The sequence below is a fragment of the Microbulbifer variabilis genome (assembly GCF_052468405.1).
This window is the reverse complement of the sequence record NZ_CP174343.1, coordinates 4,453,426-4,480,037: the sequence shown is the minus strand read 5'-3', so window position 1 is coordinate 4,480,037 and position 26,612 is coordinate 4,453,426. Positions and strand designations below refer to the sequence as shown.

General features: G+C 51.6%; 25 protein-coding genes. 10 read left to right on the top strand and 15 right to left on the bottom strand.

Going from position 1 to position 26,612, the window contains the following annotated elements; translation table 11 throughout:
- The first annotated feature begins 70 nt into the window (after positions 1-70).
- The 8 genes from ACJJJB_RS20320 to ACJJJB_RS20285 all read left to right on the top strand — a co-directional run bounded on the left by ACJJJB_RS20320 (position 71) and on the right by ACJJJB_RS20285 (position 7,762).
- On the top strand, positions 71-979 hold the full coding sequence (locus tag ACJJJB_RS20320; protein ID WP_020413653.1) for an energy transducer TonB: 909 nt from the start codon (positions 71-73) through the stop codon (positions 977-979).
- A 35-nt stretch (positions 980-1,014) separates the two neighbouring features.
- Positions 1,015-1,599, top strand: a complete 585-nt coding sequence (locus tag ACJJJB_RS20315; protein WP_445365401.1) for a YqgE/AlgH family protein — start codon at positions 1,015-1,017, stop codon at positions 1,597-1,599.
- A 59-nt stretch (positions 1,600-1,658) separates the two neighbouring features.
- Positions 1,659-2,084, top strand: a complete 426-nt coding sequence (ruvX, locus tag ACJJJB_RS20310) for a Holliday junction resolvase RuvX (protein WP_026305114.1) — start codon at positions 1,659-1,661, stop codon at positions 2,082-2,084.
- Positions 2,085-2,171: 87 nt separating this feature from the next.
- Positions 2,172-3,089, top strand: coding sequence for a hydroxymethylbilane synthase (gene hemC, locus ACJJJB_RS20305; protein ID WP_445365400.1), 918 nt, complete (start codon positions 2,172-2,174; stop codon positions 3,087-3,089).
- An 11-nt stretch (positions 3,090-3,100) separates the two neighbouring features.
- Positions 3,101-3,871, top strand: coding sequence for a uroporphyrinogen-III synthase (locus ACJJJB_RS20300; RefSeq protein ID WP_444902351.1), 771 nt, complete (start codon positions 3,101-3,103; stop codon positions 3,869-3,871).
- A 113-nt stretch (positions 3,872-3,984) separates the two neighbouring features.
- Positions 3,985-5,334, top strand: coding sequence for a uroporphyrinogen-III C-methyltransferase (locus tag ACJJJB_RS20295; RefSeq protein ID WP_444902352.1), 1,350 nt, complete (start codon positions 3,985-3,987; stop codon positions 5,332-5,334).
- Positions 5,331-6,581, top strand: coding sequence for a heme biosynthesis HemY N-terminal domain-containing protein (locus ACJJJB_RS20290; protein ID WP_444902353.1), 1,251 nt, complete (start codon positions 5,331-5,333; stop codon positions 6,579-6,581). The genes ACJJJB_RS20295 and ACJJJB_RS20290 overlap by 4 nt, the downstream gene beginning before the upstream one ends.
- A 110-nt stretch (positions 6,582-6,691) precedes the next feature.
- Positions 6,692-7,762: an alpha/beta fold hydrolase gene (locus ACJJJB_RS20285; protein WP_020413660.1), complete on the top strand. Its 1,071-nt coding sequence runs from the start codon at positions 6,692-6,694 to the stop codon at positions 7,760-7,762.
- 211 nt (positions 7,763-7,973) lie between these two features.
- Here the strand turns inward: ACJJJB_RS20285 and ACJJJB_RS20280 are convergent, their stop codons facing one another.
- The 13 genes from ACJJJB_RS20280 to proC all read right to left on the bottom strand — a co-directional run bounded on the left by ACJJJB_RS20280 (position 7,974) and on the right by proC (position 22,223).
- Positions 7,974-8,303 carry a hypothetical protein gene (locus tag ACJJJB_RS20280; RefSeq protein ID WP_020413661.1) on the bottom strand — a complete coding sequence of 110 codons (330 nt, stop codon included), beginning with the start codon at positions 8,301-8,303 and terminating at the stop codon, positions 7,974-7,976.
- Between the two features lie 1,613 nt (positions 8,304-9,916).
- Positions 9,917-11,383: a 4-hydroxy-3-polyprenylbenzoate decarboxylase gene (gene ubiD / locus ACJJJB_RS20275; protein WP_020413663.1), complete on the bottom strand. Its 1,467-nt coding sequence runs from the start codon at positions 11,381-11,383 to the stop codon at positions 9,917-9,919.
- A gap of 156 nt (positions 11,384-11,539) precedes the next feature.
- Positions 11,540-11,809 (bottom strand): RNA-binding regulator, encoded by a 270-nt coding sequence (gene rbp, locus ACJJJB_RS20270; RefSeq protein WP_020413665.1) that lies wholly within the window; start codon positions 11,807-11,809, stop codon positions 11,540-11,542.
- A gap of 270 nt (positions 11,810-12,079) precedes the next feature.
- The gene (gene rho, locus ACJJJB_RS20265; RefSeq protein ID WP_020413666.1) at positions 12,080-13,339 is read right to left on the bottom strand and encodes a transcription termination factor Rho; all 1,260 of its coding nucleotides are present in this window, start codon (positions 13,337-13,339) and stop codon (positions 12,080-12,082) included.
- A 370-nt stretch (positions 13,340-13,709) separates the two neighbouring features.
- Entirely contained in the window at positions 13,710-14,039 is a 330-nt protein-coding gene (gene trxA, locus ACJJJB_RS20260) for a thioredoxin TrxA (protein WP_020413667.1), read from the bottom strand.
- A 141-nt stretch (positions 14,040-14,180) separates the two neighbouring features.
- Positions 14,181-15,404 (bottom strand): radical SAM family heme chaperone HemW, encoded by a 1,224-nt coding sequence (hemW, locus tag ACJJJB_RS20255; protein WP_445365399.1) that lies wholly within the window; start codon positions 15,402-15,404, stop codon positions 14,181-14,183.
- Positions 15,388-16,005 (bottom strand): RdgB/HAM1 family non-canonical purine NTP pyrophosphatase, encoded by a 618-nt coding sequence (gene rdgB / locus ACJJJB_RS20250; RefSeq protein ID WP_445365398.1) that lies wholly within the window; start codon positions 16,003-16,005, stop codon positions 15,388-15,390. The genes hemW and rdgB overlap by 17 nt, the downstream gene beginning before the upstream one ends.
- Positions 16,006-16,102: 97 nt before the next feature.
- Positions 16,103-16,555 carry a DUF4426 domain-containing protein gene (locus tag ACJJJB_RS20245; RefSeq protein ID WP_020413670.1) on the bottom strand — a complete coding sequence of 151 codons (453 nt, stop codon included), beginning with the start codon at positions 16,553-16,555 and terminating at the stop codon, positions 16,103-16,105.
- 141 nt (positions 16,556-16,696) lie between these two features.
- A complete protein-coding gene (metW, locus tag ACJJJB_RS20240) occupies positions 16,697-17,287 on the bottom strand; it encodes a methionine biosynthesis protein MetW (RefSeq protein WP_020413671.1) in 591 nt (196 codons plus the stop codon).
- The gene (gene metX, locus ACJJJB_RS20235; protein WP_020413672.1) at positions 17,277-18,482 is read right to left on the bottom strand and encodes a homoserine O-succinyltransferase MetX; all 1,206 of its coding nucleotides are present in this window, start codon (positions 18,480-18,482) and stop codon (positions 17,277-17,279) included. The genes metW and metX overlap by 11 nt, the downstream gene beginning before the upstream one ends.
- A 115-nt stretch (positions 18,483-18,597) precedes the next feature.
- Positions 18,598-20,565: a dynamin family protein gene (locus ACJJJB_RS20230; protein WP_020413673.1), complete on the bottom strand. Its 1,968-nt coding sequence runs from the start codon at positions 20,563-20,565 to the stop codon at positions 18,598-18,600.
- Positions 20,566-20,716: 151 nt separating this feature from the next.
- Complete coding sequence (locus tag ACJJJB_RS20225) at positions 20,717-21,325, bottom strand: YggT family protein (RefSeq protein WP_020413674.1); 609 nt, start codon at positions 21,323-21,325, stop codon at positions 20,717-20,719.
- 64 nt (positions 21,326-21,389) lie between these two features.
- Positions 21,390-22,223, bottom strand: coding sequence for a pyrroline-5-carboxylate reductase (gene proC, locus ACJJJB_RS20220; RefSeq protein ID WP_040628952.1), 834 nt, complete (start codon positions 22,221-22,223; stop codon positions 21,390-21,392).
- A gap of 140 nt (positions 22,224-22,363) precedes the next feature.
- Here proC and ACJJJB_RS20215 point away from each other — a divergent pair, with 140 nt between their 5' ends.
- Positions 22,364-24,367: a S9 family peptidase gene (locus ACJJJB_RS20215; protein WP_445365397.1), complete on the top strand. Its 2,004-nt coding sequence runs from the start codon at positions 22,364-22,366 to the stop codon at positions 24,365-24,367.
- 126 nt (positions 24,368-24,493) lie between these two features.
- On the opposite strand, the gene ACJJJB_RS20210 is transcribed toward ACJJJB_RS20215, so the two are convergent.
- Together ACJJJB_RS20210 and ACJJJB_RS20205 are read right to left on the bottom strand one after the other, a co-directional pair.
- Complete coding sequence (locus tag ACJJJB_RS20210; RefSeq protein WP_020413677.1) at positions 24,494-24,718, bottom strand: hypothetical protein; 225 nt, start codon at positions 24,716-24,718, stop codon at positions 24,494-24,496.
- Between the two features lie 39 nt (positions 24,719-24,757).
- Entirely contained in the window at positions 24,758-25,462 is a 705-nt protein-coding gene (locus ACJJJB_RS20205) for a YggS family pyridoxal phosphate-dependent enzyme (RefSeq protein WP_282951902.1), read from the bottom strand.
- Positions 25,463-25,531: 69 nt separating this feature from the next.
- Between ACJJJB_RS20205 and ACJJJB_RS20200 the strand changes: the two genes are divergently transcribed.
- Positions 25,532-26,566, top strand: coding sequence for a type IV pilus twitching motility protein PilT (locus ACJJJB_RS20200; RefSeq protein ID WP_020413679.1), 1,035 nt, complete (start codon positions 25,532-25,534; stop codon positions 26,564-26,566).
- Positions 26,567-26,612 lie beyond the last annotated feature (46 nt).

Genomic DNA, 26,612 nt, shown 5'->3' with positions numbered 1-26,612 from the left:
TGCCAGTGAACGGACCGGGCGGAAAGCCGAGCAAAAGCTCGGCAACAAAAGCAGTAATCGATAACAAACAATGAATTCCACCGCCAACACGACGCCACTTAACGCAGCCCAACGCGAGCGTTTTGTGTTCTCGCTATTTCTCGCCGGCGCCATTCATGCGCTTTTGATTTTTGGCGTGGCCTTTACCGATCCTGAAGGGCGCCGAGCGGCGCCTACTCTGGAAGTCACACTGGCCCAACATAATTCTGCACAAGCACCGGAAGACGCTGACTATCTGGCACAATATAACCAACTAGCCAGCGGCACTGCTGACACCCCCAAGGAGTTATCGAGCAATCGCCGCGCGGAGTTTGACGACACACAAATTCACGATGTAAACCCTTTGCCGCAGCAACAGGCCGCTCGCCCAGCTGATCAGCGCCGACAACTGATCACCACTATTGGCAATAGCCCGCAGCAGGCTCCGGAACTCCCTGCCGAAGACAAATTTTCTGAAGAAAAGCGTGGCGATGCTCCTAGTGATTTGACCCGCACCAACCCCGAGATCGCCAGCCTGCAAGCCCGCCTGGATAAAATCCGCCAGACAATCGCCCAGCGCCCACGGGTGCGCCGCCTAACTTCAGTCGCAACCAAAGCATCTGCAGACGCCACATATCTACACGACTGGCGCCAGAAAGTAGAGGCCATCGGCAGTGACAACTTCCCCGAAGAGGCCCTGCAGCAACAAATTACTGGCAGCCTGCGTATGATGGTACGCCTACTGCCCACGGGCGCGGTAGAGGAGGTAGTCATCCTTGAATCCTCCGGGGAGCGAATTCTCGATGATGCCGCCCAGCAAATTGTTCGCCTGGCGGCGCCCTTTGCACCTTTTCCTGCTGAAATTCGCAAGGACGCCGATCGCCTGGAAATCATCCGCACTTGGCGCTTTGAGATGACCGGCTTCTCCACCAGTGCAGGTGAGCTGCCCGAGCGCGGCTAAACTTGCGTTTCACTCAGGCAACCTAGAATCAAGCTATGCCCAACTCCAATATCGACAGTGACCTAACCCACGGCAGCTTGCGCGGCCAGTTCCTGCTGGCCATGCCCGGCATGGAGGATCCGCGCTTCAAGCAAACTGTGGCGCTTATTGTCGAGCACAATGAAGAGGGCGCCATGGGTATAGTGATCAATGCCCCCAGCAAGGTTCACTGGAGAGAGGTGTTTGAACAGTTGTCCCTAAACGACACCAGCCTGCGGGGCGAAGAAGCCGTACTCCTGGGGGGGCCAATGTCACCGGAGCAGGGCTTTGTACTGCACGGCGCCGGGATCAAATTTGACTCGACCACCGAAATCAATATGGATATCAGTCTCACCGCCTCCAAGGACATTCTTGAATCTCTCGCTGCCGGACGCGGCCCGGACGATGTGCTACTGGCCCTCGGCTACGCCGGCTGGGGCCCGGGACAGTTGGAACAGGAGTTGGTAGAGAACGCTTGGCTGACCCTGCCAGCGGAACCCGAAATCCTATTTGCCACCCCCGTGGAAAAACGCTGGCAGAGCGCTGCGGCGCGTCACGGTATTGACCTCTCCGGCCTCGGTTCACAGGCTGGACACGCCTGATCACTCCTCTTGCAGTAAACTGCCCGCCCACATGTTTTACAATGAAAACTGCCCGGCATATGAATAAACCAGTTACCGCCCTCGCCTTCGATTTTGGCACCCGCTCTATTGGCCTCGCTTTTGGCCAGAGTCTGACTGCCAGCGCCAAGGAGCTGCCCCCACTGCCAGCGAAGGACGGCAAGCCGGACTGGGAAAAAGTTCAGCGTTTAATTGACGAGTGGCAACCGCACTACCTATTGGTCGGCCTTCCTCTGAATATGGACGGCACTGAGAGTGAATTCGGCGCGCGCGCGCGCAAGTTTGGCCAGCGCCTGCACGGGCGCACCGGGTTACCAGTGGAAATGATTGACGAACGTCTCAGTACCCGTGCCGCCAAGGAAGAGGCCGCTGAGCGAGGTCACCGCGGCAGTTACGCCGACAACCCGGTGGACTCCATTGCCGCACGCATTATTCTTGAAGATTGGCTACGAGCCCGTGACCGATAATTACCCGCTCCGAATCCCGCCATTGGAAACATGGTAGGCACCTGTCTGATAGAATTGCCCTCCCACTCAACCAATTGATCGAGCAGTATGTCCATTTCCCGCATCCGTATCGCCACTCGCGAGAGCGCCCTGGCCCTTTGGCAAGCCAATTACGTGAAGGGCCGTCTGCAGCAGGCATATCCCGAGCTTCTGATTGAATTACTGCCTATGACCAGTCGTGGCGACCAGGTTTTGGATATCCCCCTCACCAAAGTTGGTGGTAAGGGGCTCTTCGTGAAAGAGCTGGAGGTGGCAATGCTGGAGGGGCGCGCAGATATCGCCGTACACTCCATGAAAGATGTACCTATGGAGTTTCCACAAGGCTTACACCTGCCTATCATTTGTGAACGCGAAGATCCCCGCGATGCATTTGTCAGCAATCTCTACGGCAGTTTTGAAGAGTTGCCCCAGGGCGCAGTGGTCGGCACTTCAAGCTTGCGTCGCCAGTGCCAACTTCTAGCACAACGCCCTGATTTACAGGTCAAGTTTCTGCGCGGCAACGTAAATACTCGTTTAGCCAAGCTCGATGCCGGGGAATACGACGCGATTATCCTGGCTGCTGCCGGCCTGCTACGCCTGGAAATGCCAGAGCGCATCCGCAGCTTCCTCCCAACGGATCTACTGCTGCCCGCCGGTGGCCAGGGCGCCGTAGGCATCGAAGCCCGCTGCGATGCTGAGCTGGAAGCACTTCTACAACCCCTGCATTGTGTAGAAACTGCCTCTCGCCTCCGCGCCGAACGCGCCCTGGTCAAGCGTTTGAACGGCGGCTGCCAGGTACCTATTGGCTGCTACGCCGAATTGAATGAAGACAGCCTGTGGCTGCGAGGCTTGGTAGGGAGCCCCGACGGTACAACCATGATTCGCGCCGAGTGCCGCGGTGCTGCCTCCGACGGAGAGACCCTTGGCACCCAGCTGGCGGAGCAACTACTGGTCAGTGGCGCCGACAAAATTCTCGACGCTCTCTGAGCACTCTTAAAATGCCCAATCACCTGCGTGGCAAGCGTATATTAACCACCCGCCCAGCTCACCAGTCGGGGAGCTGGTGCACTCTGCTACAGGCAGAGGGCGCTCAGGTGGAAAACATTCCCATGCTGGGTATTGAGCCCCTCGAGAGCGACGATGCCCGACAGGCAATCAAAAAACGTATCCTCGATTTTGATCAAGTGGAAGTGGCAATTTTTGTCTCACAGAACGCCGTGCACTATGGAGTGAATTGGCTGGAAGACTACTGGCCACAATTACCACAAGGACCGCGCTACTATGCAATCGGCGCCGCCACAGCAAAAGCCTTGGATGCTCGAGGCATTCCCTGTGAGCAAAGCGGCGCTCATATGAATTCTGAGGATTTGCTTGGCCTGCCATCGCTGCAGGAGATTAGCGGGCAGCGTATTCTTATTTTCCGTGGCAGTGGCGGGCGCACTTTGATTGGTGACACCTTGGGCGCTCGTGGTGCTCGGGTGGATTATTGCGAGCTATACAATCGCACCCTACCCAGTAACTCTCAGGAGCAACTGAGAAAGTATGGCGTTGATGCAGACGCCATTACTGTGCATAGTGGTGAAACACTCACAAATCTATCCTTTTGCATCGAACAAACTTCAATGGAGCAATTGCGCCAAGTAGCGCTTATCTGCCCAAGCGCCCGGGTTGCCGGGCAGGCAAAGGGGATCGGCTTTTCCGTGGTCCACACTGCTATCAATGCCAGCGACAAAGCTATGCTGGAAGCTCTGCACCGTGCACTGAACTGAGTTTCCATCGGATTCTCCGCCCTATTTGGTAAAAGTTCCCAAAACAGCGCCACCCCGACTATAAAGGCCGGTGCCACTCGCTATAATTCGACGACAATTTTCAGCTTCGCTCCATGCCCATGACCAACGAAAAACCCCAGGACAACAACTCCGCAAAAAAAGTAGCGCCCACTTCCGCGGATAAGGGCAAGGCGGAAAGCACAAGTAACTTCGCCAAAGCGACACAAGGGAGGCCCGCTGGAAGTACTGCCAAAGACAGTGGTGGTAACTGGTGGTGGTTAGTATTTTTCCTGCTGGTAGTAGCTCTCATCGCTTTCGTCTGGTTCAGCTGGCCTCAACTAGGCAGTCGTATTAGTGCTTACCTGGGTTTCTCACCATCAACTGGTAATGAGTCACGCCAGGTTACAGATACATCCCAAACGCGGCAGGCTAATACAGAACAACGGGCAGAAGAGCCTACTGAGAAAGCACCAACCACTGATGGGCTGTCGAACCAGGCACATTCTGAATCAGGCTTTTCACAGCCCGCTCAAACACCCGGCCAACCGACCACTCCATATCCTAATCAGCAGCTCATCCAGCTGCAGCAGGCCGATGCCAGCCTACGCAATCAGATTCAAGCACAAGCAAATACTATCTCGGAACTGAAACAGCAACTGGCCAGCATGCAGCGCAGTATCACTGCGCAGGGCAATCGCTTGAGTGAGCTGGGTAATGTGAGCCGCCAGGACTGGCAGCTTGCTGAGGCCGATTACTTACTGCGCATGGCCAATCAGCGCCTTATGCTGGAAGATAACAGCCGCGCTGCCCTGGGCCTGGTGGAGAAAGTCGACAAAATACTCCGCCAAGTTAACCTGCCTGATTTATATGGCGTACGCCAACAATTGGCGAAAGATATCACCGCACTGAGACTGGTCGAGAATGTAGACCGGGAGGGGATTTACGTGCGCTTACGTGCCCTGGAGGAGCAGTTGATCCGCGCCAATATTCAACCGGAATTCACCATGACCCAGGCCCAGGAAGATGAGCCTAAGGCGGAGCCTGCACAAGTCGATCAGGCTCCCTGGGAGCGCAGTTGGCAGCGATTTACCTCCTTCCTCCGTGATTCAGTTCGCCCCATTGATGGTGATATCAACCCTGTCATGCTCTCTCCGCAGAGTGAAACACGCTTTCGCCAGACCCTGCGTTTAAATATGGAGCAGGCGCAGCTCGCTCTGCTGCGCGGCGACTCTAGGGTATACAAGGATGCCCTGGACAGTGCCCGCGAGCTGCTATTGACTTATGGCACTGCCAACGCTCAGCGCAATGCGCTGGCCGAACAGCTGGCTGAGCTAAGCAGACAACCCATCCTGGCGCAAATGCCTGATCTAAACGCCTCACAGTTAGCCCTGTACAACTATATCGAGCGCCTGCATAAAACCTCCGGCCAAGGTGGTCCTGCACTGGAGGAGACAGCTCAGTGAGAAAGGTCCTTTTTATCGCTATAGCGCTGCTACTACTCGGCGCCCTGCTGCCACAAATCAATCAAAATTATCCGGGATATCTGATCATCGGTTTTGGTGGCGCATTGAACAAAGGTTATGAGATGAATCTCTGGTTCGCCATAGTCGCATTGGTGTCCCTGTTATTCGCTTTCTTTATACTGGTCTGGCTCGCGCGCAGTCTGTTTCGGGCGATTAGAGGAAGTGTCGACCGTCTTCGTTTTGGCCGCCAACGTATCGCCCGTCGGAGGCTCACCAGCGGTTTGGTGGAATTTATGGAGGGCAACTGGTCCCGCGCACGGCGGCAGCTTTTGAAAAGTGCGCCACGCTCTGAAGCACCATTGATCAATTATCTGGCAGCGGCGCGTAGCGCCTTTGAACTGGGCTTTCGCGAGGAGGCCAATGAGCTTCTGGCAAAAGCAGAAGCTTGCGGAGAGGATACCCGCCTTGCCGTGGCTCTCAGTCAGGCACGTATGCAGCTCCAGGACAAACATTATGAGCAGTGTATCGCCAGCCTTAAAAGGGCCAAACAACTAGAGCCCAAACATCCCGCCTTACTGCAACTGCTAAAACAGGCTTATTACTCTCTGGGCGACTGGAGCAGCCTGCGTGAGCTTCTGCCAGAGTTGGAAAAACACGCCAACATGCATGATGAAGAATTGCAGAAGCTAGAATTGGAAGTTTACCAGCACCAGTTGAATGAGGCTGCAAACCGCAATGACAGTGAAATATTACAGGGTGTCTGGCACAGTCTGAACGGGCGCTGGCAGCGTAATATGGAGTTGCGCAATCTATATACACGGCTACTGCACCAGATCGGTGACGATATCGAAGCAGAGAAACATCTACGCTGGCTACTAAACAGAGAGTGGAACCCCAAACTGGCTGATTTATATGGCTGCCTTACTGGAGCTGATTCTTCTGCACAGCTTTCTGCCGCCGAGGGCTGGCTTAAGGAATACGGAGAAAGTGCCGACCTCCTCACTTGCCTCGGCCGCCTGTGTATGCGTAATGAGTTGTGGGGGAAAGCCCAACAGTATTTAGAAAAGAGCCTGTTGTTACGTCAAGACCCAGTAACTTCCGCTGAACTTGCCCGCCTGTTCGAAGCGCTGGGAGAAAAAGACAAAGCCGCACGGCTTTTCCAGGAAGGGCTAATGCAAGCGGTTAAAGACTTACCACAACTGCCTATGCCCAGCCAGGACAAACCCCTACTCGGCGTGCATGCCTGACGCTTTTCCCCGCGGGCCCACAATTCCTCGGGCCCTTTTTCTAGCGCAGCCGAATCTCTCTATAGTGTGCATTCTCTGTCACTATTCAGGCAAATAGGATAGGAAGGCCAATGAAACCCCCCAGTTTTTACATTTTTATCAGCATTTTGATATTTAACACTCTAGTGCATGCCTATGCTCAGGCACCGGTAAATAATCAGATCAAACCACAGGATGCACTCCTGAGCGATTACAAATACCCCTATCCGGTAAAGGTATTCCAGCAAACGTGGCAAAATCAGCCTGTATCCCTCGCCTACATGGATGTACCAGCCTTCGGAAAAAGAGCCCAGCGAGGTACTGTCCTACTTTTACATGGCAAAAATTTTTCTGGTGCTTACTGGGAAGACACCATTGATGCGCTTAGCCAGCTGGGTTACCGAGTAGTTGCACCAGACCAGATTGGCTTTGGGAAATCCAGTAAACCCCTACGCCAGTACACCTTGCACAGTATGTCCGCTGATACCAAAGCACTGCTGGATCACCTCCGGATAACCGAGGTTGCGCTGGTTGGCCACTCTATGGGGGGCATGTTAGCAGTGCGCTTTGCACTGATGTATCCACAGGTAGCCCAGAAGCTCGCTCTGATAAACCCTATCGGCCTTGAGGACTGGAAGCGCGTTGTACCCTATGAACCATTGCAAAAAGCTATCGCCAGGGAACAAGCACAAACACCGGAAAGTATCCAACGCTATATGTCCAACGCCTACTTTGCAGGGGAGTGGCAAGCCCGGTATACACCCCTTCTCGGTATCCAGGCCGGTTGGACCCTAGGACCCGATGCCGCCCATATGGGCATGATAGACGCACTTACTTCCGAAATGGTTTTTACCCAGCCTGTACTTTATGAATTTTCCGATCTGAAAGTGCCAACCTTACTCATTATCGGTACCCGAGATCGCACTGCCATCGGCCGCAATCGCGCACCTGCGGCACTTCAGAGTTCCCTTGGACGTTATGATCAGCTGGGCCGGCAAGCCGCCGAAGCAATCCCTAATGCGAAACTAGTGGAACTTACCAACGTCGGACATATCCCCCAATATGAAGCTTTTCCCGCATACTTCGATGCACTGAGCCACTTTTTACAAAAAGAAAATTTTCACTCAGCAAGAGGGAAACCAAATAAGCACACTGGAAAATAAACAGTGATTCTCTATATATAAAATTGCAGATTAAGGGTAAGAAGAATTGTTATCTCCCCTCAGGCTCGGAGAAGAAGAAAATAAACCTTGGGATGAGATTTGTTTGTATTGAATTTTGACTGGATAATAACTTAAGCAGGGTCCTTAGGGTAGGCTCCCTGCTTGCAGAAAACAGACTTGTTAAAGTACAACTGAAATCCAAATAAAGTAACTAGATATTTGCAAACATTCCCGCAAATAGCAACATGGCAAAGAAAGTGATTACCCCCTGCAGTAAAGCAATAAGAATTGCTTTTAAGAAACCAGTGCCTAAAACCAGCATATAGGCAATTGCCGCTAATGGAATCGTTAGTAGGACACCTGCACTGTCACTAACTCCAGGCAACATCCCACCAACAATCCTCTGAATAATTAATGCTAATAACAGAGCAAAAAGACAATAAAAAACCCCTGTATTTCTTGCACCTAACATAGCAGCGGCCAACTTTAATGGCAAAACAAGAACTGCCACCATTATGATTACAAAAATAATCAATTCCATTTTTTACCACTCCTTCATTTTGTATTTATTTAAAAAATCCCCACAATCGATATTTCTCACCAAGTGATGCTTAACTTATCAGGTCGTCGCCAATGGATAAAATATAGCCTTGCAACCAAGGCAGGCTACATCGACGGCACTTTTTTGAACTTATGGCACTAAAGTTCTATATCTCGAGTATCATACTACTTTATTGGAATTTCGTTTAAGCAAACGCATAAAAAAAGATGGCAGGAAAAATCACAGCCCCTCTTTATTCAATGAAATAAGCGTCAGTAATTTTGCTTAGGGAGCAATGACAGCTTATCTACGAACTAACATCATCTCAGGCGGAACAAGACTGCCTGCCTCAATATAGCTTTCTCTGCGTAGCAGTTTGTCGTTTTCCAGTCATTTAAAAGCCAAATCGTGCTGATGATTTACTAAAGAATTTTTTAAGCTTGTAACATCCATAAATGTGAAAGCTAACTGCTCATCACTTACATGGCCTTCTAGCCATAAGCGTGGTTGATTCCCCTGGGGACAGTAATGTGCAGCAAGAAGAGTTCCATTATTCATATGGTATATGGTAAGTGAGCGGGATTGTCCATCATAGATCCAATTCTCAATTAGTACAGCACCACCAGCCATTTGAGAAAAATTAATATAGAATTTCTCCCGATCAGACCCTTCTTTTTTCCAATCCCCCTCAAGAGATTTTATACGATCAAATGCCCATTTTACGTTAGAACCAGATTCGGCTGCATTTACAGCTACAACTGTTAAAGACAGGGCTAATAAGCATGCTTTTAAAAAAACGTAATTTTTTTCTCAACATATTCGACATATCTAATCATTGATCTAAAAACCAGAAAATAAATTTCCACTACTTGTTTTTAAAATATGACCTTTATATTTATTTGCACTTTACTAATCACCTCTGCCAGCTTACAGTTTAAATCCGCTCTATTTTAGTAAATTATTTGACCTATCAATCATAGTCCCGCCTCAAAATATTCAAACGACAAATATATTGCTAAGCTTCTTAACCGGCCAGTAGTCTTTTTCATCGCATAAGCTGATTTAGTATCAACGCCCCGATTCACAACCAAGATAAATCCATCTTTACGTTCAATATCAAAATACATTGACGCAGACAAGTTCAGGTCTGACCCCATTTATCCTGTGAAACCATTGCGATCCTGCCAAAAGAAGCGCTCTGAGTCAGAAATAACTTCTGACAATCGGAAGCGAAACATTCCGTTACACATGGATTCAGAAAAAACTTTTCTGTCTTATCTCGGGTATAAATTCCCTAATATTATTAACACCTATGCCTTTTTCTTATTCACCTGGTAATGCCATCACAAATATTAAAATAAAAAAATGACAGTACTAATTGAGTAAATTATTTTCTTAAAAATTTCTCATCAACACTTTTAAGAATCTGCAAAGACTCCACCACAAGAGGTCACACGCACTACTTATAGATGTAAACAAATTGATATAAATAAATCAGAGATACAACAAACTACAGCTGCTAGGCAAGCGAACCAGTAAGCAGCCGTAGGCAGAACACCCCAGTGTTGCTCCAGCACGAAGGGGATAGAAAATTAAAATTATCGCTAACGAAATTATCCAAGACCCAACTTGGACCAAATCTCGTCGACTTTTTTAACTACCATCGGGTCTCTTTCAATAGGATTGCCCCATTCTCTATCAGTTTCACCCTGCCACTTATTAGTGGCATCAAAACCAACTTTGGATCCCAAGCCCGATACTGGGGAAGCAAAATCCAGATAATCAATCGGAGTATTTTCTACCATTACGGTATCCCGAGCTGGATCCATGCGGGTTGTCATAGCCCAAATAACATCATTCCAATCTCGCGCATTTACATCATCATCTGTGACGATAACAAACTTGGTGTACATAAATTGGCGCAGGAAAGACCAGACCCCCATCATCACCCTTTTTGCATGGCCGGGGTACTGTTTCTTCATGGTCACCACGGCGAGCCGATAAGAACAACCTTCAGGAGGTAGATAGAAATCGACAATTTCCGGGAACTGCTTCTGTAAAATCGGCACGAACACTTCATTGAGAGCCTCACCCAAGATCGCGGGCTCATCCGGTGGCCGTCCGGTATAAGTGCTGTGATAGATTGGGTCCTTGCGATGAGTAATTTTCTCAACAGTGAAGACAGGAAAGCTATCTATCTCATTGTAATAGCCGGTATGGTCTCCATATGGCCCTTCATCGGCCATATCATCGGGATAAATGAATCCCTCCAACACATACTCTGCACTGGCAGGAACTTGTAAATCACTGAGCAGTGCATTGGTTACTTCAGTTTTATCACCACGCAACAGGCCGGCAAATGCATATTCAGACAGTGTATCCGGTACTGGAGTAACAGCCCCCAGAATGGTGGCGGGATCTGCGCCCAGTGCTACAGCAACGGGATACGGTTGGCCGGGATGTTTTTTACACCAGTCGCGAAAATCAAGTGCACCGCCACGATGACTGAGCCAGCGCATAATCAAGCGGTTTTTACCAATCAGCTGCATTCGGTAAATACCTAAATTTTGGCGCTTCTTCTCTGGTCCACGAGTTATCACCAAGGGCCAGGTCACCAGGGGCGCTGCATCTCCTGGCCAGCAAGTTTGAACAGGCAGCTTGTTGAGGTCCACCTGCTCTTGATCCAGCACAACCTGCTGGCAGACTGCTCCCTTGACCACTTTTGGCCCCATATTCAGAACCTGCTTGAAAACTGGCAGTTTTTCCCAGGCATCCCGCAAATTTTCCGGAGGCTGTGGCTCTTTAAGAAAGGCCAGCAGTTCACCGACCTCACGCAATTCACCGATATTCTCACGCCCCATTCCCAGAGCTACCCGCTCGGTAGTACCAAACAAGTTTGCAAGTACAGGGGTTTCAAAGCCTACTGGATTTTCAAAAAGTAGGGCCGGACCGCCACTGCGCAACACGCGGTCTGCAATTTCCGTCATCTCGAGAATCGGATCTACAGGGTGCTGAATCCGCCTCAATAGGCCCCGCTTTTCCAACAGCTTGATAAAGTCGCGCAGGTCTTTGTATTTCATGGATTACCGGACGATGAAAATAAACTAACGCGCAGTGTAAAACAGAAAAGACAAAATGGGGAATGGCGCCCTGGTCAGGGTGCTTAAAATAAGGGGGGAGAGTCGACCCGCAAGCGCTAAGCTGCGGGCCGAAAAAATCTTAAGCTTGTCGCAAGCTTAGAAGCGGGGGCGGCGCGGACGATCTTCGCGGGGCTTAGCTTCGTTAACACGGATGTTACGGCCGGACAGTGGCTGGTCGTTCATCTCTTCGATTGCTTTACGCGCTTCATCGTCGTTAGGCATTTCTACGAAACCGAAGCCTTTAGAGCGGCCAGTCTCACGGTCGGTGATTACAGTAGCCCGAGAGATCTCTCCGAATGCGCCGAAAGCTTCGTGCAGGTCGTCAGAGGTTACCGCGTAGGCCAGATTTCCAATATAGATATTCACAAAAGGTTCTCACTAGATGTGTGGGCTGTCGTGCAGTCACAAATGAATAACCAGCTCCACCAGATTATTCATTTGAGATTGGCCCTTTGACGGAGTATCTCCTGAGCCAATTCGGTCGGGCGCCGCTTAATAAAATTCATACCCAGCGCCACGATGTGGAACTTTATATGCCTAATAGCTCGCCTTTTCAACATTAATCAGCGCAAATAATCGCCTTATTCAATCCAGAATATAAAAGGCGCCTGAATCGGCGCCTTTTATATACAAAAATTATTTCCGTTTCATGGACAGGAAGAATTCGTCATTTGTCTTGAAATCTTTCAACTTATCCACTAGGAATTCCGTTGCTGCTACATCTTCCATATCGTGTAACAGTTTACGCAAAATCCATACCCGCTGTAATTCGCCCTCTGGCATTAGCAACTCTTCGCGGCGGGTACCGGAACGTCGTACATTAATGGCCGGGTATACACGCTTTTCAGCGATCTTACGATCAAGCTGCAATTCCATGTTACCAGTACCTTTAAACTCCTCGAAAATCACTTCGTCCATCTTCGAGCCAGTATCAATTAGTGCAGTAGCAATAATAGACAGACTTCCGCCTTCTTCAATATTCCGTGCAGCACCAAAGAAACGCTTGGGCCTCTCCAGGGCATGGGCATCCACACCACCGGTCAGTACCTTGCCAGAACTGGGTACGGTGGTGTTATACGCACGTGCCAGACGAGTAATAGAATCCAGTAAAATAACCACATCTTTCTTGTGCTCCACCAGGCGCTTGGCTTTTTCAATCACCATTTCAGCAACCTGGACGTGACGAGCAGGCGGCTCATCAAAAGTAGATGCAACCACTTCGCCGCGAACAGAACGCTGCATCTCAGTCACCTCTTCCGGGCGCTCATCAATCAACAGCACGATCAGGTGACATTCGGGGTTATTGCGAGTTATGGCTTGCGCCATATTTTGCAGCATGATGGTTTTACCGGCTTTTGGGGGAGCCACGATCAACCCACGCTGCCCTTTACCAATCGGGGCCACTAAATCAATAATTCGGCCAATAAGGTCTTCGGAAGAGCCATTACCGCATTCCAGACCGAGACGTTCGTTAGGGAAAAGGGGAGTAAGGTTTTCGAAAAGAATTTTATTACGGGCGTTTTCGGGTTTGTCGAAATTAATTTCGTTAACCTTTAAAAGAGCGAAATATCTCTCACCCTCTTTTGGTGGGCGAATCTTTCCGGAAATTGAGTCACCCGTACGCAAATTAAAACGGCGAATCTGGCTAGGGGAAACGTATATATCATCCGGTCCCGCAAGATAAGAGGAATCAGCAGAACGCAAAAATCCAAAACCGTCCTGAAGGATTTCCAATACGCCATCGCCGTAAATATCTTCACCGCTTTTGGCGTGGCGCTTAAGAATATTGAAAATAATATCTTGTTTGCGCGACCGAGCCAGGTTTTCCAGGCCCATACCTTTGGCTATTTCAATCAACTCTTCAATGGGTTTGGTTTTTAATTCGGAGAGATTCATACCAATTGCTTATTAAGGTTTCTGTTGTCATTTGGCGCGGACACGCCGGAAATTATTTTGGGGAGGGGTTTGAAAATCAGAGATTTGCTCGTTTATTTGCCCAGTACACTTAGGCACCCGTACCTATCAAAAGCGTAATACCTATCAAGCTTTGGCTCTACATAATCAAAAGGCAGAGCACTACCAATTAAGCTCAATTCGAGGAATATACACGCCGGGAATGGTCAGGGACCCTGTGGAGGGGCGTTATCTTCAGCTGGTCGTCACTGGATTCACAGCTGACTGAACTATTACAGAATTACAGCCAGTATAACGGGTGTTTCCCATCCTGCAAAGAAATTTACCCTCTTCACAGGATGGAGCGGCAGGATTACAGCTGGCTATCGATAAACTCAGTCAGCTGGGCGCGAGACAGAGCACCAACCTTGGTACCTTCCACGTTACCACCTTTGAACAACAGCAGGGTAGGAATACCGCGCACATTGTATTTAGCCGGGGTTTCCTTGTTTGCATCCACATCGACTTTGACAATCTTCAGCTTTTCGCCGTAGTGACCCGCCAGATCATCCAGAACCGGAGCGATCATTTTGCACGGACCGCACCATTGAGCCCAAAAGTCCACCAGCACCGGACCTTCGGCTTTGAGAACCTCAGCTTCGAACTCGGCGTCAGTTACATTGATGATTGCGTGCTCGCTCATATTGCTTTCCTGTTCTTTAGTTACACAATGCGGTGCCACCGCGGACGCATCATCTCACGATGGGGGCTATGAGAGTACAGCCAAAATGCGCCATTGAACGCGTAGATTGGGGCGCAGGTGCACTTTTCAAGTCCCCTGGGCTCACGGCTGTTCCAGAAAGCGCTGCAGAATCTCATCAAGATAGTCGAAGCCAAAAGCACTGGCAGCAATACGTTGCTCCAGCGGCTGAACCAGATCCATCGCCAGCAAGGTCGGCCATTGTCGCTGTAAAGTCTCCAGGGCCAGGCCGGTATAGTACGCAAAAGTGCCTTTCGGCACCCCGCCGGCTAGGCGCAGGGTGTTCATCAGGAACTCCAGAGGCAAATCGGCCTTTTCTATTGCATCGGCATGGGGCGCTGCCAGCTCCCTGTGCAACAACTCGTTCCCCGAAGCTGCAAAATTCATGTAATCCCGCGGCGTACGTGTGCGCCGACTGCGCAGGATTCGACCTTCATGAGGCAGGGTGACCTTGCCGTGAGCACCTGCACCTATACCTAGATAATCCCCAAACGACCAGTAATTGATGTTGTGGCGAGATTCCAAACCGCGCCCACTATAAGCAGATATCTCATAGCGAAGGTAACCTTCTGCAGCGAGAAACTCGCGCCCGCTACTCTGTATGCTGGCAATCAGCTGTGAACCAGGTGTGGACGGTGGAGCACTGTAGAAGGCGGTGTTCGGCTCAATCGTAAGCTGGTACCAGGAAATATGTTCCGGTCCCAGGGACACAGCACGGCGCAGATCCTCCAGTGCCTCATCTTCCATCTGCCCTGGCAGGCCGTGCATCAGGTCCAGGTTGATATTGTCAAAACCGGCCCTGCGCGCCATAGACAGGGCGCCGGCAGCCTCATCACCACTGTGGATGCGGCCCAGGTTATGCAACTGTGTGCTATTGAAGCTCTGCACCCCGATCGACAAGCGATTGATGCCTGCCCTACGGTAGCCGTTGAATTTTGCCTGCTCAAAAGTACCGGGATTGGCTTCCAGGGTAATCTCTATGCCTTCGGCAAAGCCCACCAGCTCTGCAGCCATAGCCACAATTTCCCCGATAGCATTTGCGGAAAATAAGCTTGGCGTGCCGCCGCCAAAAAAAATCGATTGCAGCTTACGCCCCTGAACCCAAGGCAGTTGACTTAACAAATCTCGCCGCAGCTGAGCCACATACTCCTCTTGCGGAAGGGCATAGGCAGTATCTGTGTGATCCCTCGCAGCCTGGTGGGAATTGAAGTCACAATAGGGGCATTTGCGTATACACCAGGGAATATGCACATACAGGCTGAGAGGCGGCAGCTGCAATAACCCACTGTTATCATTCAAGATCGGCACCCGCCATCTGCTCACGCCACATAGCCTCAAACAGCCCTACAGCCCGAGCGCGATGGCTCAATCGGTTTTTTACCTCTCGCGGTAACTGAGCGGAAGTCATGCCCTCTGAAGCTACATAGAAAAGCGGATCGTAACCAAAGCCCTGCTCTCCCATGGGCGTCTCCAGTATGCGCCCACGCCACTGGGCGCTACACACTAATGGCACCGGATCGTCATAGCTACGTACGAAAGCCAGGGCACAATGAAAACTCGCACTGCGAGCCGATGCTTCAATCCCCCGCAAAGCATCAAGCAACTTACTGTTATTGCGTTCATCATTCGCCCCTTCACCGGAATAGCGCGCAGAGTAAATCCCAGGAGCGCCGCCCAAGGCATCTACCGCTAAGCCGGAATCGTCAGCCAGCGCGGGCAAACCGCTGATGCGGCTAGCATGACGGGCCTTGATCAAAGCATTTTCGATAAAGCTCAGCCCAGTCTCCTCGGCGTCTTCCACACCAAACTCCGATTGGGGCAGAACCTGAATATCCCAAGTACTGAAAAGCTGCGAGAACTCTCGTAGTTTGCCGGCGTTGCCGCTGGCTAAGACAATTTTTTTTAGCATGTTGCATCAACTAAAAAGCGGGCCGAGGCCCGCATCGATTCTCAATCAAATGAAAGGTGCGCCACCGCGTCTAGATACAAACAAAACGCTGAAGCGGTTAAGGCCTTTCCAGTTTGCGGCGGAAAGTAATCCTCTCCTTTTTACCATTGGGTAAGGTGACATCCACATTGAAGGTAAGGGTCTCTTCATTCTCAAAGCGCAACGGCGCCAAGTAGTAAACCGCATTGCCGTCGCGGATCTCTTTAAACTTCAATGGGCGCGATTGCTGGATCAGATTGGTTGCATTGCCGGTCAGCTCTGCACCAAGGCCCCGGGTACCACCATCTTTCTTTACCACCGAGACATTGACATAAGCGCGGTCCCTGGCTCGCGCCAGCTGATACTTCTGGGCGATATCAGGCTGGATAAAGTCGCTGTTGAACACAGAATAAACTACCCGGTAGTCACCAAAATCCTCATAGTTCTTTATGATACGGGCCTCTTGCGCAACGGCACCGGCGGTCATAAAAAGCAGGGCCAGAGTGGCGGCTGCGGCAAGGATGCGTTTCACGCTTCACCTCCAATTGTTATGAGCACCACCTATTGAGTTGGCGGGCGCTGGACTGCGACGGCGGGCCACTATCTGTGCGCCACCCACCAAAAGCTGCGATCTGCCCCGAACCAAGGACAAAAACTTGGCGCAAATATTAGTTTAGCGAGTTAGGTGATATATCGCTGTCTCACCAAATAAATTTGGTAAAAAGTCTTTGAAAGTCACACCAATTTTCGACTCGGATACTACCTGGCGGTGTAAAATAGTCCAGTCGTTCTGTTTGCACAGCACTTCAAAGTCACGGAAAGTACAAAAGTGAATATTGGGCGTGTCGTACCACTCAAAAGGTAATAGATCCGAAACTGGCATTCGTCCGGAAAACGCCAGGTGCCAGCGTGCCCTCCACTGCCCGAAATTGGGGAAAGTGATAATACAGTCGCGCCCCACCCGTAACATCTCCCGTACAACCTCGTGCGGATGCCTCAGGGTCTGCAGAGCCTGTGTCATGACCACTGCGTCGAAACTACCGTCAGCAAAGTTACCGAGCCCCGTATCCAGGTTCTGCTCAACTACATTAACGCCACGCTCCACACACAATTCTATTTGTTCCGGGTCAATCTCCAAGCCATAGCCAATAACATTCTTATTTTTCCCCAGCTGCTCCAGCAGTGCACCGTCACCGCAGCCCAGGTCCAGAACACGACTATTGGGCGCTATCCAGTCCTGGATAACATCGAGATCAATACGCATAGCGCCCCTCCTCTATTATCTCAGCGGCCACTCGTTGCATATATGCGCGGAAGATCCCCTCATAGCGTTCGTTTGGCAGCAGGAATGCATCATGCCCCATAGCGGACTCAATTTCGGCATAGCTTACCGAAACGTTAGCGTGCATCAGAGCATTGACGATCTCCCGAGAGCGATCGGGGGCAAAACGCCAATCGGAGGTGAAGGCAACCAACAGGAAGCGACAACTGGCATTGGCAAATGCCGCCACCGGATCATCTTTGTACTCCCGCGCAAGATCAAAATAATCCAGCGCACGGGTCATCAGGATGTAGGTATTGGGGTCAAAGCTGCTGGAGAAGCTATCGCCCTGATAGCGCAGGTAACTCTGGATTTGGAATTCCACCTCCTCATCAGAACCCGGCTGAAAACTGCCAGTGCGCAATTCGCGCCCAAATTTATTGGCCAGTCCATCATCGGAAAGATAAGTAATGTGACCGATCATACGCGCCACAGCCAGACCACGCCGCGGTAATTTCTCCCTCTCAAGGTAACGCCCACCACAGAAGTCCGGGTCAGAGGTAATAGCCTGACGTGCAGTTTCATTAAAAGCGATGTTCTGGGCTGAGAGTTTCATAGCTGAAGCAATCACCACACAATGGCGCAGTCGCTCTGGGTACTCCAATGCCCAGCGCATAGCCTGCATTCCACCCAGGCTGCCACCGATGACCGCTGCCCACTGCTCAATACCCAATAGATCCGCCAAACGCGCTTGGCTGTGAACCCAATCACGTACTCTCATTGGGGGAAAATCCGGTCCCCAGGGCTTGCCTGTGGTCGGGTTGATAGAAACCGGGCCGGTAGAGCCGTGGCAACCACCCAGGTTATTCAGGGAGACCACAAAGAATTTGCTGGTATCAATAGGCTTACCAGGGCCAATGTAGTGGTCCCACCAGCCCGCCCGCTTGTCATCAGGGCTGTGCCTACCAGCAGCGTGGTGATGGCCTGATAGGGCATGGCAAATCAAAATCGCATTGCTTCTATCAGTGTTTAGTGTTCCGTAAGTCTCGTAGACCAGGGTGTAGCCTTGTAATACACGCCCACAGGCAAGCTGTAATGGCTCAGTAAATTCTTGTTTCTTGGGCGTAACAAGGCCTACTGAGTCCGCATCAGCGGTATTCTGGCACTCTCTGGAAGCGGTGGGGTTTTCCGTAGACAAAGTGTTTATATCTGTCGGGTTATTTGGCGGTTGGCAAATGCTGATGCCTCAAGTGTACGGGAGCGCCGCGACTTATGACAATCACTGTAACCGCCAATTAAGCCTCCACTCCAACTCAACTCGAGAGGGAGGCCTTCAGTGGTGTGACATTATGAGCCCGAGGTGCAGGAGCCAACGGCTGCGGTGCAGAGCTGCTATGGCGCAGCAATTCTTCAAGTGCCGTCAACGCACGATCGTTGCGCAGTACTTCATCTTCAAGCGTGCGCAGATCGGTGCGCCTACTGCGGGTCTTCTGCTTCAACTCGGTAAGCTTAATCAGGTGGCGATTGAGCAGGTGTTTCTGGTACTGAACATGTTGTTTCAACGGCTCAAGGGCCTGCTCCAGCCAGCTTTCCGCAGCAACTCCCATTTGGTTGTAGAGGCGCCCCACCTCACTGGCAAGGGTGGTTATAAATCGCTCACTAAGGCGATTGCGTCGAGCAAGCAATAACTGTGGAGAGCGGCGCAGCTGGGCCGCCTGACGATGTAAACCACGCAGGGTGGCACGGAATTTCCGGACGGTGAAATACTGCTCGACGCTGTCGACCTTCTTCAGGCTGGAACGCTCAAAAACCGCATCGAGTAACCGATTTGCCTGGTCTACCTCCCGCTCCAGGTTGGCGAGTTGGTGATCGACACCTTCCATGAAAGTGTCGATAGCCTTGGCCAGCCCCATGGGTGTCCAACTTTTGTGTAGCGCTTTGCTGGTGTCATCAATCAGTTGCTGCAGCTGCTGAGTGGAAATTGGCGCCAAAAGGGACGTACTCTGCCGCATCAACATGCGCTGGCTGGACTTTAGAGTAAGCAGTTCGTGGTGGCAGAGCTTGTGCTGCTCCTTCACGGTCTGCTGCAGCTGGCCCAGTTCTGCCAACTGCTCCTCGGTGCTGGCACTATTGCGCTGTAAGTGTACCAATGCGGCACGGCCGCTATTAAGGCGGCGCTTGAGGAGATCGCGGGTGTCCGCCATCAGCGTAAGGGCCTGGTGCAATGAGCGATGCTCTGCCACTTTTTGGCGGTGCTCCAACAGGCGCTGCACCAGCAGCTTTTCGAAATCGCCAAACCGGCTGTTACGCAATAAGTTCAGATCCTGCTGCTGGCGCGCAAGTAATGCCATTTTCGCCGAGACACCAGCAACGCTTTCCTGTGGTACAGACAACAGTTTTGCCACCTGGGCACTCATACGCCGAAGTAGCAGTTCCGCGTCCTCATCGGGATCATCCCAAAGTACATCGACCTTATTCAACAGCGCCATCACTGCAGTGCCGCGGTGATCGCGCAGCGGAGCCAGGTGGGTCTCCCACATATTCATATCGGTGCCACTGACGCCGGCATCCGCGGCCAATAGAAAGGCCACAGCCTGGGCGCTGGGCAGTGTACTCAATGTCAGTTCCGGCTCGTTGCCGAGAGCGTTGAGCCCCGGCGTATCGATAATACGCAACCCCTGGTCAAGCAGAGGATGTGGCAGACAGATCAATGCATAACGCCAGGCGGGGATCTCTACCAAGTTGCCCTTATCATCCAAGTGGCGACGATCAAAGCCGTAACGCGCAGCTTCTTCAGGCAACACTGATTTGGTCGCAGCCACCTTCAATAACGCCGTGCGAGTAGCCTCGGGATCATTGGCATCGAACTCGTGGGTAATCCACTTCTGCGGAATCCGGCGAAAACTCTCCAGGCTGGTATTGGTAGCGAGGGTCTCTATAGGCAACAGTCGCAGACTGGCACGCTCGCTGCCATCACTGAAAATTTCCGTAGGGCACATTGTGGTGCGGCCAGGTTTAGATGGCAGCAGCCTCTGGCTGTAGGTCTGTGATAGCAGAGCATTAATCAGCTCGGTCTTGCCACGGGAAAACTCACCGACCAATACAAGGGTAAATTGATCATCGGTGAGTAAAGCACGTGCCTGCTGGACAACCTGGCAAGCACCGGCTGAGTTTGGGAAATGTTGCTGTAACCACTGGTTGAACTGGGCAAACTGGCGGTCCAGGTTTTTCTTCCAACGGTCGTAATCGGAGATGTGCTGGCGAAGGAGTGCGTCTTCCATTTCACGGTGTTCTTGTTATCTATACCCTGCAGACAAGACCCCAACACTCCGAATACGAGTATTGGGATGGTCAACCTTAAGTATAAGAGTCTAACACCGCGCCAAATGCGATCCAGTGCGCGCGCCGCAAGAAAACTTGCGACATCACCACTTAAAATCCGGGGATATGCCAGAAAAGGCTGTAGACGAAAGCTGGCATATTTGCCATTTGTGCAAAACCAAACAGCAATTTATCTGCCACTGTCAGCAGGATAAACACGAAGATCGGGCTGATATCAATCACCCCCAAAGGCGGTATCAGGCGGCGTATCGGCGCACAAAATGGTTCGAGCAACTGACGTAACAACATCAAAGCAGGGTGGCCACTATGGGGCGCGATCCAACTGAACACGATCGAAATCAACATTCCTACAAAAACAACCGCAATCACCGTCGCTACACAGCCGATCAGAGACCAAAGCAGTGCACTCAAAGGATTAAAAAGGCCATAGCCGGCGAACAGGCCACAAACCAAAATCATCACCAACCCCACCAGAAGTGCCAAAACCAGCGAGGCCATGTCCACACCGAGAAACCCCGGCACCACTTTGCGCAGTGGTAATAACAGCGGATTGGTAATTTTCACGATGCCCTGGGAAATTGGATTGTAAAAATCTGCGCGGGCCAACTGAAGCAAAAAGCGCATCAAAACCACAAACAGGAACAGGATACCGAGGGTTGCCACCAGGAAGACCCCGATATTGCTGAAGGTATTTGCCATCGAAAAGTTCCAAAAATTTGAGTGAATTACAGCGCTCAATACGCCGCTTTTAATTTGTTTTTACCTAGCGGTCCAGCTCCCTGGCCATTTCTGCAGCGCGCTCGGCACAATCACGCATTGCATCCGCTACCAACTGGGGAAGGCCGCCCTGCTCAAAGCGCTGTACCGCACGCTCTGTGGTACCGCCCGGCGACATTACGTTACGCTTCAATTGGGCTACATCCACATCGCTGACCATGGCCAGTTTGGCGGCGCCCAGGGCAGTTTGCAACACGAGGCGCTCCGCATCAGCACGGGCAAAGCCACTGGCAGATGATGCATCAATCATGGCTTCCATAAATTGAAAAAAGTATGCTGGGGCAGATCCTGCAACGGCGATAATCTGATCAATTCCCTCCTCTTGCTCCACCCACAGGGAAATACCCACTGCATTGACGATACGCTCGGTAATAGCGCGGTGTTCTGCGGTCACCGCCGCATCGGCGTAAAGACCAGTGACCCCTGCCTGAACCAACGCTGGAGTATTTGGCATAGCACGCACAATTGGCAGGTGCTCACCTAGCCAGCGTTGATAGGCAGCCAGGGGTATACCGGCAGCCAGAGTAATCACCAGGGGATTGCGTCTAGTCAGATGCGGACGCAGATCCATGCACAAATCGCGCATGACCTGGGGTTTAACTGACAGCACGATAACATCGGCTTCATCAATTGCAGCGATGTTATCATCGTGCGCGACAACGCCATGGCGCTTGGCAAACGACTCCAACTTGAGAGGATCGCGCCCAGTAGCAACAACCTTTTCCGTCGGATAGCCAGCCGCGAGCAGGCCGCCGATCACCGCTCCAGCCATATTGCCGGCGCCGCCGATAAAAACGATTTTGGGATTTTTTACAGTCACTCGGATTACCTCGGCGAGCACTCGGCTCAGCTGCTGTGAATTTCAGTCGCTATTCTCCCCAGCGGGGATTTCGTTAATATGTGGTCACTCAATTCCAATAACAAGAGAAACGCGCCTCACGCGTTGCCAAGGAGAATGATATGCATAAATGGCGCTCTTTAGTGACCGCCGCACTGCTTTGCGCGACGGGCGCTGCCGGTGCGGTAGAAACTCGTACCGAAAACAACGGCCAACTGATATTGCAGGACATTCCACAGATACCCCAGAGCATCATTGATGAACTGAACCGCTATCAAAATGTACGATCAGCCAGCTTCCGCGGCTGGGATATAGATGGCAACGGAATGTATGTCAGCACCCGCTTTGGCGAGGTGAATCAATTACACAAAGTAGATCGCGCCGGTGGCGCCCGCCGCCAGTTGACCTTCTTCGAAGAGCCTATCGGCAGTGTCGCCACACGTCCGGATCACGAGCAACTGGCATTCACTATGGATGCTGGCGGGAATGAATATACACAAATATTTCTATTTGATACGCACAATGGCCAGAGTGAGATGATCACTGATGGCGAATCCCGAAACGGCGCTATCCTCTGGAATAAGCAAGGCTCCGCCATGGCCTATCAGAGTACTCGCCGCGACGGTAAAGCCAATGATATCTGGCTCACCACTTTTGACGGAGCTAAGAAAGAAGACCGCCTGATTCTGAAATCGACAGATGGCAGTTGGTGGGGGCCAGGCGGCTTCTCACAATCCGGTAGCCAACTGCTCGTGTTGCAGTATGTTTCCTCCACTCGATCCAAAGTCCACCTGCTGGACCTAGATAGCGGAGAACTGAAACTGCTCGCCGGGGATGACGATGTAGACTCCCGCAATTTTCCCGTTGGCTTTAGCCACGACGACCGCTCTGCATTCCTGATGAGTGATAAAGGGGGAGAATTCACCCAGCTGATTCGCAAAGACTTAGCCAGTGGTGATGAAAAAGTCATTACCGCTGATATCCCCTGGGACATCAACGATTTTGTTCTCAGCGAAGACGGTCGTCGCGGTGCCTTCGTGGCTAACGAGGGGGGTATGTCCTCACTCTATCTCTATAACCCGCGCAATGACCGCTATCGCAAGATCAATTCCCTCCCGATTGGCGTTATCGGCGGCATCGAGTTCAATCCTCGAGGCGATAGGCTGGCGATGTCCCTGAATACCCCAAAAACCCCTACAGATACTTTCGTTTTAGAGCTGGGCCGTCGTCCACTCTCCAGTGGTGACCTCAACCGCTGGACATTCAGCGAAGTCGGCGGCCTCGACACCGAGCAATTTGTCGAACCCCAGCTGGTGCACTATCCAACTTTCGACAAGGTAGATGGCAAGCATCGGGAAATTCCAGCTTTCATGTACAAACCACGCAACACTAAAGGCCCGGTGCCAGTCATTATTTCCATTCATGGCGGACCCGAGGGACAGTATCGCCCGCTGTTCTCCAGCACCTATCAAATGTGGTTGGAGGAGCTTGGGGCCGCAGTAATTGCTCCCAACGTACGCGGTTCTGCCGGCTACGGTAAAAGCTACCTGGCCATGGACAACGGGTATCAGCGCGAGGATTCGGTGAAAGACATCGGTGCCCTACTGGACTGGATCGCCACCCAACCAGACTTGGATGCCGAGCGGGTTGCTGTCTTCGGCGGTAGCTATGGCGGCTATATGGTGCTGGCCAGTAGTGTCTACTACTCAAACCGCCTGAAAGCTGCTGTAGATATTGTCGGCATCTCTAATTTTGTCACTTTCCTCACCAACACCAAGAGCTACCGTCGAGACTTGCGCCGGGTAGAGTATGGTGACGAACGCGATCCGAAGATGCGGGCCTTCCTGGAAAAAATCAGCCCCAACAATAATGTGGAGAAAATCCAGGTGCCGATGTTTGTGGTACAGGGACAAAATGATCCTCGAGTACCTGTTACAGAAGCCGAGCAGATCGTGGACGCCCTGCGTGAAAACGGCAACCGGGTTTGGTATATGAACGCATTAAACGAAGGACACGGTTATCGCAAAAAGGAGAATAGCGATGCCTTTACTCAAGCTACGGCATTGTTCTTTGCAGAACATTTGCTCGGCGAAGAGCGGAAAAAGAAACTGGCGCTGAAAAATTAATACGAACCCTCTAACGAAAACGGCCCTTTGGGCCGTTTTCATATCAATTCTACTAGCACCTTTTTAATCACTGCCAAATAGGGACGCCTCTATTATCGCAAGGAGATTTAAGGCAATTGTCACCAGCTACAACCATTGTCGGCTCTCCGGCCACAGCGATCGGGTTACCGTATTACTAAGGAAGTCGGTAATCATTGACATCTTCGGGAAGTAAAATGAGAGAAGGCAAATAAATGCTAGCCACTCAAGTGCCAACCAAGTGGTCCACAAGTTCTGCGCCATTGATAAAGCCATTACAGCACACAGGGTTAATCCCAGTAATACCACCTCGAGATTCCCTGATTTCGTCATTCCATTTCCCTAACAGTTTTGGGTAAAACACAGCCCCATTTACGCAGAATAATTACGAGCGCCAAAAATATCTGTGCCGATGCGCACAATGGTGGCGCCACAGGAAATCGCTGCCTCCATATCCCCGGACATTCCCATCGACAGGGTATCCATGGTTTCGTTAGGAAATTCTTCACGTAAGTGCTGCAACAAGCTGGCTAGCCTGGCAAAGGGCTCTTGTTGAGCGGTAATACCCTGTCGCTCAGCGGGAATCGTCATCAACCCGCGTAAACGAAGCCCAGGTAGTTTCACCACTTCACGCGCCAGAGCCACCAAATCCTGTGGAGCTATGCCAGACTTGCTCTGCTCGCCATCGATATTCACTTGCAGGCAGATATTGAGAGGGCCCATGTTTTTGGGGCGCTGCGATGAAAGACGCTGGGCAATTTTCAGCCGGTCGACTGTATGCATCCATTGGAACCTCTCGGCAACCGCACGGCTTTTGTTCGACTGCAACGGCCCAATGAAATGCCAGTGAATATCGAGATCAGAAAGGGCATCCTGTTTTTCCAGGGCTTCCTGCAAATAGTTTTCGCCAAAGTGGCGCTGGCCAGCCGCGTAGGCGACTCGCAAATCTTGTGGGGGTCGCGTTTTGGAAACCGCCAGCAGAGTGATTTCTGCCGGGTTGCGATCGCAGTTGTTGCAGCATGTCACAATCCGCTCACCTACTGCATTCAGGTTTTCGACGATTGTCTCTTTGCGCATATACTGGGGCCCTTACCGAAATAAGTGGCGATTTTACCTGAGCCCAAACAAGAACCATAAGGTAGCAGTATGGATATCACTGAACTCCTCGCCTTCAGCGCCAAGCAAAACGCCTCGGATTTGCACCTCTCCGCCGGTCTGCCACCGATGATTCGTGTGGACGGCGACGTGCGCCGCATCAACCTGCCAGCCATGGAGCACAAGCAGGTGCACGGCCTGATCTACGAGATCATGAATGATAAGCAGCGCAAGGATTATGAAGAGCTGCTGGAAACCGACTTCTCCTTTGAAGTACCTGGCGTGGCCCGTTTCCGTGTGAATGCCTTTAATCACAACCGTGGGGCCGGCGCTGTATTCCGGACTATTCCCTCCAAGGTACTGACCATGGAGGACCTGGGGATGGGCCAGGTCTTTAAACAGATCTCCGATACCCCGCGTGGCCTGGTGTTGGTGACTGGGCCTACCGGTTCCGGTAAGTCCACCACGCTGGCCGCGATGATGGATTACATCAACGACAACAAGTACGAACATATCCTCACCATCGAAGACCCAATTGAATTCGTACACGAGTCAAAAAAGTGTCTGGTAAACCAGCGCGAGGTACATAGGGATACACACGGCTTCGCCGAAGCTCTGCGCTCTGCATTACGTGAAGACCCGGACATTATTCTCGTGGGTGAGATGCGGGACCTGGAAACCATCCGACTGGCACTAACCGCCGCAGAAACCGGTCACCTGGTGTTCGGTACCCTGCACACCACCTCTGCAGCAAAAACCATTGACCGGGTTGTAGACGTCTTTCCTGCGCAGGAGAAAGCGATGGTTCGCTCAATGCTGTCGGAGTCACTACAGGCGGTAATCTCTCAAACCCTCCTGAAGAAAAATGGCGGAGGCCGTGTCGCCGCTCACGAGATTATGCGCGGCACCCCGGCAATCCGTAATTTGATCCGCGAGGACAAAATCGCGCAGATGTACTCGGCTATCCAGACTGGCGCCAGTGTCGGTATGCAGACCATGGACCAGTGCCTTGAGGATCTGGTGGCACGCCGTATCGTCAGCCGCGAAGTCGCGCGAGAAAAAGCCAAAATGCCGGAAAACTTCTAAGCGTTACAGCGCACCGGGGGCTCGCTGCAGGGCCCCTCAAAGTCAA